Here is a 12,462-nt window from a genome sequence, read left to right on the forward strand (position 1 = left end):
CTGAAATGACAAACCCTCGCCACGGCGAGGGTTTTCTTTTATTGGGCTCTATAAAAAGGCTAAAGGCTGTCTCGCCCATGAGGAGAATCTAAATCGAGATCTGGTCCTACTGGTACCACTTGGGTCGGATTGATTCCCGTATGGCTGAAATAGTAGTGGCGTTTAATATGATAGAAGTCCGTAGTTTCACTCACTCCCGGCACTTGATACAGCTCTTTCATATAACCATTCAAATGCTTGTAGTCGGCAATGCGTTTTTTATTACATTTGAAGTGACCAACGTACACGGCATCAAAACGAATCAATGTGGTAAACAGACGCCAATCCGCTTCAGAAATCGTTTTACCCGCTAGATAACGATGCTTGGCTAGATGTTCATCTAATCTATCAAGTGATGCGAACAATTGATGATAGGCCTCTTCATACGCATCTTGCGTCGTCGCAAAACCACAACGATAAACGCCATTGTTCACATGCGGATAAATATACGCGTTCCATTCATCTATCATCTCGCGGTCAGCTTGCGGGTAATAATCATCGGTATTGCCAGTAAGTTCATTAAACTCATAGTTAAACATACGAATGATCTCTGACGATTCGTTACTCACGATAGTATTAAGCTTTTTATCCCATAAAACGGGGACCGTTACCCGCCCTGTATAGTTAGGTTTTGCTTGATTGTAAATCTGATGCAGACGCATATGACCAAATAGTGGCTCTGGTAACCCCATCTGCCACCCTTCACCCATCATATCCGGGCATACAACTGTGACTCCGATGTGAGACTCCAATCCTTTGAGCTTGCGGAAGATTAATGTTCGGTGCGCCCAAGGACAGGCAAGTGACACGTATAGATGGTAACGGCCTGATTCAGGCGCAAACTTTGCCCCTGGTTCATTTTTAATCCAATCACGGAACCCGGCATCTTCACGTACAAACTTACCGTCATTCGATTTAGTGTCGTACCAAACGTCGTGCCAAACACCATCAACTAGCTTACCCATAGTTATCTCCTACACCATTATCCTGATGAGTTTAGTATAAAAAACTCAGACAATAAGATGAGTAGATAGGGTTGGCTTTGTTGTTCGAATATTTTGAAGGTAAGTGCTATGCCTGTACTCGCATAAAAAAAGCGCGACTCCCGAAAGATGCCGCGCTTAAGCCCGTCACAGGCTGAATTAAGGTTTAGTGATTAGACACTAACATGCAGACAAGATACCGCGTGGACATCATTGCCCTCAATACGCGGCTTCGTCTGAGCACAAGCCTCTGTCGCTTGAGGACAGCGTGTACGGAATACACAGCCAGATGGAGGGCTAATTGGTGATGGTAGATCACCTTCTAGCATCTCAATCTTTTTCTCTCGCTCAAGTTTAGGATCTGGAATCGGAACGGCAGACATCAATGCTCGTGTATACGGGTGTTTAGGGTCTGCAAATAGTGCTTCTGCTTCACCTAGCTCAACCGCATTCCCCAAGTACATTACCAATACGCGGTCAGAAATGTGCTTCACTACCGACAGATCGTGTGCGATAAACACCAACGAAAGACCAAGCTCTTTTTGTAGTTCTTTAAGCAAGTTAACTACCTGAGCCTGAATCGATACATCAAGTGCTGATACTGGCTCATCACCAATAATCATCTTAGGCTTAAGTATAAGCGCACGTGCGATACCAATACGCTGACACTGACCACCAGAGAACTCGTGTGGGTAACGGTTGATAACGTTAGGCAGTAGACCTACTTTTGCCATCATCTCCTTAACGCGATCTTTGACTTCTTGCTTTGAAAGCTCTGGGTAAAATGTCTCTAGAGGCTCAGCGATGATATCGCCCACTGTCATACGTGGGTTTAGAGACGCAAGAGGATCTTGGAAAATCATTTGAATTTCTTTGCGCGTTTCACGGCGCTGAACCGCTTGCATCTTAGTTAGGTCTTGTCCTAACCACATTACATCGCCGTCTGTCGCTTCGACTAAGCCAATGATCGCGCGAGCAAACGTTGACTTACCACAGCCAGACTCTCCTACTACGCCGAGTGTTTCACCTTCGTATAGACGAACATCAACACCATCAACGGCTTTAAGGTTAGCAGGCTTAGACCATGGCCAAGCAGATTTCGACGCAATGCTAAAGTGAACTTTAAGGTCTTTTACATCTAAGATTAGGTTCTTATCTACACTCATTTTTTCCAAGCCTCCCATTCAGAAAAACATGCACGCTGACGACCATCGGCAAATGGCATCAAGATAGGTGCTTCTTGCTTACAACGATCCATCACACGGTGGCAGCGCTCTTGGTAAGGGCAGCCTGGTGGTAGACGCAGTAAGTTCGGTGGGTTACCTGGAATTGTCGGTAGAATCTCACCTTCTGTATCCAAACGTGGAATCGCCTTAAGTAGGCCTTCTGCGTATGGGTGACTTGGGTTGTAGAAGATCTCATCTACAGTGCCGTACTCCATTGTACGACCTGCATACATTACTAATACTTTGTCACATGAACCCGCAACAACACCAAGGTCATGCGTAATCATGATGATCGCAGTATTGAACTCAGACTTGAGCTCGTTGAGAAGATCCATGATCTGAGCCTGAACCGTCACATCAAGCGCGGTTGTTGGTTCGTCAGCAATCAGAAGCTTCGGACGACACAGCAGTGCCATCGCGATCATTACACGCTGACGCATACCGCCTGAGAACTCGTGTGGGTACATAGTAATACGCTTACGAGCTTCAGGGATTTTAACCGCCTCAAGCATGCGCACAGACTCCTCGAATGCTTCCGCTTTGCCCATGCCTTTGTGAAGCATCAGTACTTCCATCAACTGATCACTTACCTTCATGTATGGGTTAAGTGACGTCATTGGGTCTTGGAAGATCATAGCGATCTGTTCTGCACGAACTTTGTTGAGTGCCTTTTCTGGAAGGTTGAGGATCTCATTGCCTTCAAATTTTGCGCTACCAGAGATAATACCGTTCTTTGCCAGTAGTCCCATAATAGCGAATACAGTTTGCGATTTGCCTGAACCAGATTCACCTACGATACCTAGAGTCTCGCCCTGATTCAGAGAAAAATTTAAATCATTTACTGCGGTAACAATACCATCTTGAGTGGTAAATTCGACGCGCAGATCTTTGACATCTAATAAGCTCATCATTGCTTCCTTAATCTTTATTCTAGATTTTGTAATTGTTTGCTTTCTAGTTATCTGTCTTTTGGATCCAGCGCATCGCGCAGGCCGTCACCAACGTAGTTGAAGCAGAATAGAGTCACAACCATGAACGCTGCAGGGAATGCCAGCTGCCAGATTGCTACTTCCATTGTCTGTGCACCTTCTTGTAGAAGAGCGCCCCAACTTGTCATTGGTTCCTGAACACCAAGACCAAGGAATGAAAGGAATGATTCAGTTAGAATCATACTCGGGATTAGAAGCGTTGAGTAAACGGCAACAATACCCAATACGTTTGGAACGATATGGCGAGTAATGATCTTCCAGTTACTTACACCACAAACGTGTGCCGCTTCGATGAACTCTTTGCTGCGTAGGCTAAGTGTTTGACCACGTACGATACGCGCCATATCAAGCCAAGCAATTGCACCGATAGCAACGAAGATAAGAATGATGTTACGACCGAAGAAGGTTACTAGTACGATAACTAGGAACATGAACGGTACCGCGTAAAGGATCTCTAGAATACGCATCATAATACGGTCAACTTTACCGCCGATAAAGCCAGAAGCTGCACCGTAAAGTGTACCAATCAGTACCGCAACGAACGCGCCCATCACACCGACCATTAGGGAGATTCGCCCACCAATGAGTGTACGAACATAAAGGTCACGACCTAAACTATCGGTACCAAACCAGTGATCAGCATTTGGGCCAACGTGCATTGCATACCAATCGGTATCATCGAACGCATAAGGAGCAATCATTGGAAGAACAATCACAGCCAGCGTCATAAGGAATAGAATAAATAGGCTCACCATCGCAGCTTTATTACGCATAAAGCGGATACGAGCGTCTTGCCATAGACTACGACCTTCAATCTCTAAGTTCTCAGAGAATTTCTCAATCGCTTCTAGGTTTTCTTTTTTCGTTAACATAACCAAACGTCCCTGTTAGTAGCGAATTTTCGGGTCAATCATTGCAAGTAGAATATCTACAATCGCGTTGAATAAAATGAATAGGAAACCAATTAGAATGGTTACACCCATTACTAGCGAGTAGTCACGGTTGAATGCTGCGTTTACGAATAGCTTACCGATACCCGGTAGACCAAAGATAGTTTCGATAACAACAGAACCTGTGATGATACCTACGAACGCGGGGCCCATGTAAGAAACAACAGGAAGTAGCGCTGGCTTAAGCGCATGTTTGATAATGATGTAACGGTAACTCAAACCTTTCGCACGAGCAGTACGAATAAAGTTACTGTTTAGTGTTTCAATCATTGAGCCACGAGTAATACGAGCGAAAGTAGCAACGTAAAGTAATGACATACCAATAACTGGAAGTACAAGATATTTAAATCCACCGTCATGCCAACCGCCGGCTGGGAATAGATTCCAGTGCAATGAGAATAAGTAAATAAGAGCTGGTGCTAATACGAAAGATGGCATTACGACACCAAGCATGGCGGTAGACATAATCGTATAGTCGACCCAGGTATTCTGCTTCAATGCGGCAATGGTCCCGACAGTCACCCCCATAATTAACGTAAAGATAAAGGCAATAAAGCCCACTTTCGCCGATACAGGAAGTGCAACAGAAATCAGCTCATTTACTGTGTAATCAAGGTACTTAAATGAAGGACCAAAATCACCCTGAATTACGTTTGTCAGGTAAGTTGTGTACTGTTCGAATACTGGCTTATCTAGACCATATTTAGCCTCGATGTTAGCCATAACTTCTGGTGGTAATGGACGCTCGCTCGAGAAAGGGTTACCCGGTGCGAAACGCATGAGAAAGAAAGATACGGTGATCAAAACCAACATTGTTGGGATCGCCTCAAATATCCTTTTAGCGATGAATTTAAGCATAAACTCACTCTTTCAGTCTGTGACAATTAAATAATGAAAAGTATCAACCCAATTTCTGCGAATTGAGGTTGAATAAAGGCTCTGCATGCGATTTATCACATGCAGGCCCATATTTTTATAGTTCTATCAGTTCAAGAATTACTTGATGATGTAAAGATCTTTTGAGTAGATCTTCTCTTCCGGGTTGTCAGCTGGGAAGCCGCCAACTTTTGGAGACAGTAGACGTGATTTCACGTACTGGTAGATAGGTGCGATTGGCATGTCTTTAGCCATTAGCTTTTCAGCTTCTAGGTAAAGTGCTTGACGCTCTTCAGCTGAAGTTGCAGCGATAGCTTTAGCCATGATCTCATCGTAAGCTTTGCTGTCGTAGTGAACACCACCAGTTGTGTTGTTACTCTTCATCAGCGTTAGGAAAGATGAAGCTTCATTGTAGTCACCACACCAGCCGGCACGTGCAACTTCGAAGTCACCTGAATCTTTAGAAGATAGGTAAGTTTTCCACTCTTGGTTTTCAAGCGTAACTTTTAGACCTAGCGTCTTCTTCCACATTGAACCTAGTGCTACAGCGATCTTCTTGTGGTTTTCAGAAGTGTTGTAAAGAAGGTTGAATTCAAGTGGGTTGTCTTTACCGAAGCCAGCTTCTGCTAGTAGCTCAGCCGCTTTAGCGTTACGCTCTTTCTGGCTCATTTGACCGTAAGCTGGCATTTCTGGGTTGAAGCCTGCTGTGATCTCAGGAGTTAGGAAGTAAGCTGGTTTTTGACCTTGAGCTAGGATAGCGTCTGTAACAATGTTACGGTCGATCGCGTAAGAGATCGCTTGACGAACACGTACATCATCAAATGGCGCTTTCTTAGTGTTGAAGATGTAGTAGTAAGTACATAGGTTACCAGTAACCGATACTTCTTCGTTGTGCTCTTTTTTAAGGCGCTTGAAGTGCTCTGTTGGAAGTTCGTTAGTGAAATCAATTTCGCCTGCTAGGAAGCGGTTCATTTCAGCAACCTGGTTCTCGATAGGTAGGAACGTTACTTTGTTAAGAACAGTCTTATCGTTATCCCAGTATTGTTCGTTGCGTTTAAGAACTAGACGCTCGTTCACAACCCATTTGTCTACTACGTATGCACCGTTACCAACGAAGTTTTCTGGTTTAGTCCACTGGTCGCCGAATTTTTCAACTGTAGGTTGGTGAACCGCTTTCACTGTTGTGTGGCCCATCATCATAACGAAGTATGGTACAGCTGTGTCTAGCTCAACTACCAAAGTATGATCGTCAACTGCTTTAACACCTAGCTCAGACTTGTCTTTTTTGCCTGCTACGATGTCTTTCGCGTTAACCATCTTGGTGTATTCCATATACCAAGCGTATGGCGAAGCAGTCGCTGGATCTACAGCGCGCTGGAAAGAGTAAACGAAATCGCCAGCAGTTACTGGGTCGCCGTTAGACCATTTTGCGTCTTTACGTAGGTGGAAAGTGAATGTTTTGTTGTCTGTAGTTTCCCAAGATTCTGCAACACCAGGGATAGTGTTACCTTCCGCGTCTTGGTTCACCAAGCCTTCAAGAAGGTCGCGAATCACGTGAGATTCAGGAACACCTTGAGATTTGTGCGGGTCGATTGTTGCAACTTCAGTACCGTTACCACGAACGAGTTCTTGTTTTGCTGCTAGATCAGTTCCTGCAGGAACCTCTGCTGCGATAGTTGCGGTTGAAGTAGCGGCCACTGCTAGACCAGCACCTAGAAGAAGGGCTTGAGTGATTTTGTTCTTATACATGTGTAAAACTCCAAGTTTTTCATTTGCATCCATGACTTCTTTGCAAGACACCAGAACGGCTAGTGATTTAGATTTATTTAGCTCAAAAAATAAGCACAAAAATCTAAAACCTTACAAAGATTGCGGCACACATTATCAATCATTGAAGTAATTTGCCATAAAAATGTAGCAAAAAATCGTATAATTCGCCAAAAGCATCAACATATTGGTAAAAAAGTCTGTAAATCAGAAAATTCCTAGTTGATATATTTGCAGATTACATTTTCAGTAGATTGAAGTGCCTTTTAATCTAATAAGACACTTTTAATTAGCATCTTATGCTAGATATTGTACGGAAAATTAACAAAAGTTATGCGATCTAGCTAACACTAAAACACATTAATCTTTGTCTAAACTGAGGGAATGTGAAGTTAATCACTGCGTCGTGTTTTTTTCTTCACATGCATAAAAACTGATACATTGAGCGAAGAAATTATTCCGGAAAAGGTATAGGGAATTGAACGTCTGGCAGAAATAAGGCGCTGATTCGTATCGCTTTAGGCTACAAGTCTTATTCTAGAGCAGATAGAAAAACGCCGCTAATAAAAGCGGCGTTTTAAATGGGTGGAAGCCCCAGCCACATCCCGGCACACAAGTCACTCGCTGCGGCTGCTTCCTTCCGGACCTGACCGAGTTCACGAGCTATTGTTGCGGGAGGACCAGGGCCTCCATAGATTCTGTTTCCTTAGCATCGCTAAGGAGTGGTAAGGATTATCAAGTATCCTTATGCTGATTTCAAGCGAAACCACCAATAAAAAGCATCTTTCCGATTCAACTGCTTAGTGAGTGACCATTAATTGAGGTAATGGACAACATTGTCGCACTGCTTTTGTTCTAAATCAGCGTTTTTGTCTGCTAGCTTATCACGGTACATTGCCTTATCAGCCTCTCCTATCACACGTTGCAATGTAGTGGTTTTACCCCTAGACGTTGAATACCCAACCGCTAATGAAACTTGAAAAGTGATTTGTTGCGCCGGAGCAGTAAATTCGACGGTTTTCAACTGATGAGCAAGTTTGATCAACTGCGACTCTGATATTTTCCCGACCAAGATAAATTCATCGCCACCAATTCTGTAACAGCGACCGCCCCAAAGTTGTTCAATATGGCGTGCAACACTCACTAACACTTGGTCACCGATATCATGCCCATAGCTGTCATTAATCTGCTTAAAGTTGTTCATATCTAAATAGACCAGTGTTTCACTTGGGTATAGGCCGTTGCGGTAGCGCCGATGAAGTGAGCGTCTATTCTTCAAGCGAGTAAGCGGGTCGGTATTTGACTGACTATGGAGATAGAACGCAATAAGGACTAAAAAACTCAACATTAAACCAAATAAGATTTGGGTATTACTGGCGAACGCTTTTTCCGCTTGCAATGTTGCTTTCCAGTTGGGCCGATAGTCATACGTTTCGATGATCTTACGTGTATCGATCATCTTTATTGCTCGACTAAATAGAGCCGCAACTCTCTTACCCGTTTCATTTTTTGCAAATCCCACTGCGATTGCCGATTGGTAAAATCCGCCGATCGCTATATCTTCCTCTAAAGGCAACAACGAATTCGACTCGCGTAGGGTTTTATTAAAGTTTGCTCGACTTATCGCCATATAGTCGACTTCACCTTCAAGCAGTGCAGTGAAGATCTCATCAATATGGGAATAAGAGCGCAGAGGTTTATTCGGTAATAATTGTGACAAAAGCGTGGCAAAGAAATCGCCTTTAACAACACCTACCTGCTCAACAATCAACTCAGAGACGTTGCTATACACATTGGGCTTATACCCTTCCCTCTTAACCATCACTACTTCGGGGAAATAGTAAGGTGAACTAAACTCCAACGTGGCTTTACGCTGCTCTGAAACAACCAATGGCGCTAAGATATCAATTTTCTTATCAAGTAGGTCTTGATACATACTCTCCCAAGTTTCGTCCGCCTTACTTACGATGTCGCATTTAAGCAATAATATCGTACACGCTTGTTGGACAACGTCCGCACTAATACCCGTCACCGTCCCGTCACTGTTATAAGTAGAATACTGGCCTATGCCATCAAGTTTTACCCGGAAAACCTTAGTAAGGTCGATGCCACTATCAAGTACTGCTCTTCTCAGCGCTTGTTGGCGTATCTCAAATTGATAAGATTTAACTGACTCTCTCAACGTCTTTTGAATACTGGCACTACGCACAAACGATTCAATACGCTCTAGCATAACCTGATTGCTGCCGTTCGCCGTCACAATAGAAACAGGTTTAATTGAAATCTGGTGGTTTAATAGTTGAGCGTCATAACCCTCGAGCAACATTGGCTTAAGCTGATTGATTGCGTCAATCACACCTTCTACTTCACCCGACTCAAGCAGTGTCTTGGCATGCTCGTGTCCTCTATACTCCACCTGACGAATATTAGGATAATGCTCCCGTACTAATGCACCATATATAGTTCCTTTGGGTACTCCTATGGTTTTAACAGAATCAAGAGTGGAGTTGTTGTTACTATAGAGGTAAGTATATTCAATATTTGTCGGGCTAGAGAAGGAGAGTGACTGAGCACGAGCTTCAGTATAGGTAACGTTAGCAGCAAAATCGCTTTCGCCTGTTTTCACTGCATTAAGAATGGCATTAAAACTTGGATAGTAAACATAATGTATGTTGATATTCAGTTTATCTGCGACAGCGTCGAATAATGTTCTCGTGACCACATCATCTTCTTCCATCGCGACTTTGTAAGTCGTTCGCGCATGTAAAGTAGATGAAATTAACAGTATTAGAGCAAAGCTAAGCCATCGCCAAAAGCACGCCATTTACAGAAAACCCTTTTGTCTTTATATGCGTAGCTCTTCTAGGCTACTTATGATACGAAGCTAAAGTGGGCACACGATAGCCTGTATAAATTAAGCTCAACCTTGCCACAAATTAACCAGTTATCCAAATCTATATAACAACTCAGTGACATATGGCGCAATTATGCATCTTGGTTTTCTTCAGCACTTCTCAGAATATAGTCGGTCATCCAAGCCGTACCCAACAAGCAAATCCAAACAACAAAAACAGGATTCGGCACCTCAATGCTTGGTGATACAACTAATGCAGCGAACCCAACCGTGGGTAGCGTCCAACAAAGTAGCTTACTCCAACGGAACGTTTTCAATTTAGACAAACTTTCCATTGATGCCATGATGCCAGTAATGCTTAAGGCAACTAACACTGCGTAAGAAAGGTCTGCCATCCATAGCGGTAAAATAAGCCCCAAAGCCCACCAACTATGCTTACTCGACGGTTTCCAGTGCGACGCTGACCACCAAATGACCATCACGGATAGTATTTGGGTCATGGTAATCATTGGCTCACCAGCAAGTTTGTCACCTGCTTGGGTAACCATGATCCCAACCATTAACGTGGTCACGATTAAGGCGCTGGTCAATACTACGGCTAGGCTACTACGTTTTGAAAACGCCACCATAAGTAAAGGAAATAGAACCCAAAGACTGATTGATAAGGTGATCGGTTGATAAGGTAGTGTTAACCCATAAACGGTCATCGCTGCCATAAGTAGCAAGCCAACCAATCCTCCCTGAGGCAAAATCCACAATGCAGGTATAAGCATCGCGAGAACGGGAATATCGCCTTCACTTAGACTGATAGCTCGAGCACATACAACCGCCAATAGGGTTGTTATTAAGAATTGAAACGTTGAAAATAGCATGCCCTCTCCTTATCCATTCCTTTGGAAATCTGTACTAGGACTAAATGATTATGGACCAGTTTTTGATGCAAATCTTTGCTGTAATTCACCAAATTCCTCTCGGAAAAGTCAGTACTTACGGTGAGATCGCAAAAATGGCAGGTTATCCCGGTTATGCCCGTCATGTTGGTAAAGCACTTGGCAATCTTCCTAGCAAGAGTAAATTACCTTGGTTTCGCGTCATCAATAGCCAAGGACGCATTTCATTGAAAGGTGAAGATTTAGTTCGACAGAGGGAGGCGTTGATCGCTGAGGGAATAGAAGTGAGTAATGATGGGAAAGTTAGCTTAAGGAAATATCGGTGGCAGCCTTAGCCGACCACCGACATAAAGATTTTGATTAGCGAACGCCGATAAGGCGTAGGTCTACATTATCTGTCTTATCTGCATCAGTCACTACTGGGTACGACGTATCCGTAATAAACTTAAGCTTGCCGTTCACTTCAATGCGAGCACTCACGCTGTAGCGGTGACGAGCTTCGATTTTTGCAGGGTCATAAGCAAGGTCAAATTCGAAAGGAACTTGCGAACCTGCTGTCTCGAAGCGATGCTTTGCGATAACTTTTGCTGGCGCATCTGCTAACGAGATATCTTGTAGAGTAATCGTAACCACTGCATCATCTGGCAGTGCAATACGCTCACGGTACGCTAGTGTACCGGTAATTGATTCTACTGCTGCCTGCTCAGTTTCTGCTTGCTCTGATTGACAACCCACCAATACTACTCCTAATACTAATGATGAAATGAATGCTAGTGCCTTTTTCATGAAACTTACCTATAAGCAATTAAATTTATAACGATTATATGTAGACGCTGTAATATTGTCATCGTCAACGTCTGAATCTTGACAGCAGCTTAACGGTAAAGATGAGATCTTGACCTAAAATTAAACATCTGTTTGAATTTTCCTACAACAACGTGAACATCGCTCCAAGGCGTAATTAAGGTAGTCGACAATGAGCCAACCTCTCAACGAGTTATTGAACTTACTGCAACTAGAAAAGCTTGAAGAAGGGCTTTTTAGAGGACAAAGTGAAAACTTAGGCTTGCCTCAAGTGTATGGTGGACAAGTGATAGGGCAAGCGCTATCTGCTGCGAGATACACCGTTGATGCTGATCGAACTGTCCACTCATTCCATAGCTACTTTTTATACCCTGGTGATCCTGAAAAGCCGATCATCTATGATGTTGAAAATCTCCGCGATGGCCGCAGTTTCAGCACGCGTCGAGTTAAGGCTATTCAAAATGGTCGCCCTATTTTCTACTTAACCGCTTCTTATCATGGTGAGGCTCCTGGCTTTGAGCATCAAAACACCATGCCAGATATCCCTGGACCTGAGAACTTTGCATCTGAATCAGAACTCGCTGCGAAAATAGCCGACTTTCTACCGGAAAAGCTTAAGAAAACATTCTGTGGTGAAAAACCAATTGAAATGCGCCCGGTTACCGTGGTTAACCCACTGAATCCGCCGAAAGTCGAGCCTAAGCAATACTTGTGGATCAAAGCCAATGGCGCGATGCCAGATAACCAGTTAATCCACCAATATCTATTGGGTTATGCGTCTGACTGGGGCTTCTTAGTGACCGCCTTACATCCACACGGTGTATCACTGATGACGCCGAAATTCCAAGTCGCTACCATCGATCACTCGATCTGGTTCCACCGCCCATTTAAAATGGATGAGTGGCTGTTGTATGTGATTGATAGCCCAACGGCAAGCAATACTCGTGGTCTAGTGAGAGGCGAGATATACAACCGCCAAGGCCATCTTGTGGCCAGCGCTGTTCAAGAAGGCGTGATGCGTTTTACGGACTAACTCAATCTATACTAACTAATTAAAACTATGCCACTCCTAGCGAGTGGCATT

11 protein-coding genes and 1 other RNA gene are annotated in these 12,462 nt (G+C 43.8%); 2 read left to right on the forward strand and 10 right to left on the reverse strand.

All coding sequences use genetic code 11. The features are described from left to right. Nucleotides 1–59 precede the first annotated feature (59 nt). From VIA_RS17165 to VIA_RS17200, 9 genes are all read right to left on the reverse strand, one after another. Nucleotides 60–1,004: a glutathione S-transferase family protein gene (locus VIA_RS17165; protein ID WP_004414501.1), complete on the reverse strand. Its 945-nt coding sequence runs from the start codon at nt 1,002–1,004 to the stop codon at nt 60–62. A 191-nt stretch (nt 1,005–1,195) separates the two neighbouring features. Continuing rightward, nucleotides 1,196–2,188, reverse strand: coding sequence for a murein tripeptide/oligopeptide ABC transporter ATP binding protein OppF (oppF, locus tag VIA_RS17170; RefSeq protein WP_004414504.1), 993 nt, complete (start codon nt 2,186–2,188; stop codon nt 1,196–1,198). Next, nucleotides 2,185–3,156 carry an ABC transporter ATP-binding protein gene (gene oppD, locus VIA_RS17175; RefSeq protein WP_004414505.1) on the reverse strand — a complete coding sequence of 324 codons (972 nt, stop codon included), beginning with the start codon at nt 3,154–3,156 and terminating at the stop codon, nt 2,185–2,187. The genes oppF and oppD overlap by 4 nt, the downstream gene beginning before the upstream one ends. Before the next feature lie 50 nt (nt 3,157–3,206). Continuing rightward, complete coding sequence (gene oppC, locus VIA_RS17180; protein WP_004414506.1) at nt 3,207–4,109, reverse strand: oligopeptide ABC transporter permease OppC; 903 nt, start codon at nt 4,107–4,109, stop codon at nt 3,207–3,209. Between the two features lie 15 nt (nt 4,110–4,124). Continuing rightward, entirely contained in the window at nt 4,125–5,045 is a 921-nt protein-coding gene (gene oppB / locus VIA_RS17185; RefSeq protein ID WP_004416645.1) for an oligopeptide ABC transporter permease OppB, read from the reverse strand. A gap of 138 nt (nt 5,046–5,183) precedes the next feature. Beyond that, nucleotides 5,184–6,812 (reverse strand): ABC transporter substrate-binding protein, encoded by a 1,629-nt coding sequence (locus VIA_RS17190; protein WP_004414512.1) that lies wholly within the window; start codon nt 6,810–6,812, stop codon nt 5,184–5,186. Between the two features lie 607 nt (nt 6,813–7,419). Beyond that, nucleotides 7,420–7,516, reverse strand: an RNA gene (gene ffs, locus VIA_RS21950) — signal recognition particle sRNA small type. A 128-nt stretch (nt 7,517–7,644) separates the two neighbouring features. After that, nucleotides 7,645–9,654, reverse strand: coding sequence for a GGDEF domain-containing protein (locus VIA_RS17195; protein ID WP_004414514.1), 2,010 nt, complete (start codon nt 9,652–9,654; stop codon nt 7,645–7,647). 161 nt (nt 9,655–9,815) lie between these two features. Further along, entirely contained in the window at nt 9,816–10,556 is a 741-nt protein-coding gene (locus tag VIA_RS17200) for a VP0952 family biofilm-associated protein (RefSeq protein WP_004414515.1), read from the reverse strand. Nucleotides 10,557–10,606: 50 nt separating this feature from the next. Here VIA_RS17200 and VIA_RS17205 point away from each other — a divergent pair, with 50 nt between their 5' ends. Then, nucleotides 10,607–10,909 carry a DNA base-flipping protein gene (locus VIA_RS17205; protein ID WP_004414518.1) on the forward strand — a complete coding sequence of 101 codons (303 nt, stop codon included), beginning with the start codon at nt 10,607–10,609 and terminating at the stop codon, nt 10,907–10,909. Between the two features lie 25 nt (nt 10,910–10,934). On the opposite strand, the gene VIA_RS17210 is transcribed toward VIA_RS17205, so the two are convergent. Next, the gene (locus VIA_RS17210; RefSeq protein ID WP_004416648.1) at nt 10,935–11,360 is read right to left on the reverse strand and encodes a YbaY family lipoprotein; all 426 of its coding nucleotides are present in this window, start codon (nt 11,358–11,360) and stop codon (nt 10,935–10,937) included. Nucleotides 11,361–11,550: 190 nt separating this feature from the next. Between VIA_RS17210 and tesB the strand changes: the two genes are divergently transcribed. Then, nucleotides 11,551–12,411 carry an acyl-CoA thioesterase II gene (tesB, locus tag VIA_RS17215; protein WP_004414523.1) on the forward strand — a complete coding sequence of 287 codons (861 nt, stop codon included), beginning with the start codon at nt 11,551–11,553 and terminating at the stop codon, nt 12,409–12,411. The last annotated feature ends 51 nt before the right edge of the window (nt 12,412–12,462 follow it).

The organism is Vibrio orientalis CIP 102891 = ATCC 33934 (assembly GCF_000176235.1).
Taxonomy (GTDB): Bacteria; Pseudomonadota; Gammaproteobacteria; order Enterobacterales; family Vibrionaceae; genus Vibrio; species Vibrio orientalis.

Bases quoted from the DNA above. Each gene is read 5' to 3' on its own strand.
- oppC (WP_004414506.1), bottom strand. From the start codon at position 4,109: ATGTTAACGAAAAAAGAAAACCTAGAAGCGATTGAGAAATTCTCTGAG.
- VIA_RS17195 (WP_004414514.1), bottom strand. From the start codon at position 9,654: ATGGCGTGCTTTTGGCGATGGCTTAGCTTTGCTCTAATACTGTTAATT.
- oppF (WP_004414504.1), bottom strand. From the start codon at position 2,188: ATGAGTGTAGATAAGAACCTAATCTTAGATGTAAAAGACCTTAAAGTT.
- tesB (WP_004414523.1), top strand. From the start codon at position 11,551: ATGAGCCAACCTCTCAACGAGTTATTGAACTTACTGCAACTAGAAAAG.
- oppD (WP_004414505.1), bottom strand. From the start codon at position 3,156: ATGAGCTTATTAGATGTCAAAGATCTGCGCGTCGAATTTACCACTCAA.
- VIA_RS17205 (WP_004414518.1), top strand. From the start codon at position 10,607: ATGGACCAGTTTTTGATGCAAATCTTTGCTGTAATTCACCAAATTCCT.
- oppB (WP_004416645.1), bottom strand. From the start codon at position 5,045: ATGCTTAAATTCATCGCTAAAAGGATATTTGAGGCGATCCCAACAATG.
- VIA_RS17190 (WP_004414512.1), bottom strand. From the start codon at position 6,812: ATGTATAAGAACAAAATCACTCAAGCCCTTCTTCTAGGTGCTGGTCTA.
- VIA_RS17210 (WP_004416648.1), bottom strand. From the start codon at position 11,360: ATGAAAAAGGCACTAGCATTCATTTCATCATTAGTATTAGGAGTAGTA.
- VIA_RS17165 (WP_004414501.1), bottom strand. From the start codon at position 1,004: ATGGGTAAGCTAGTTGATGGTGTTTGGCACGACGTTTGGTACGACACT.
- VIA_RS17200 (WP_004414515.1), bottom strand. From the start codon at position 10,556: ATGCTATTTTCAACGTTTCAATTCTTAATAACAACCCTATTGGCGGTT.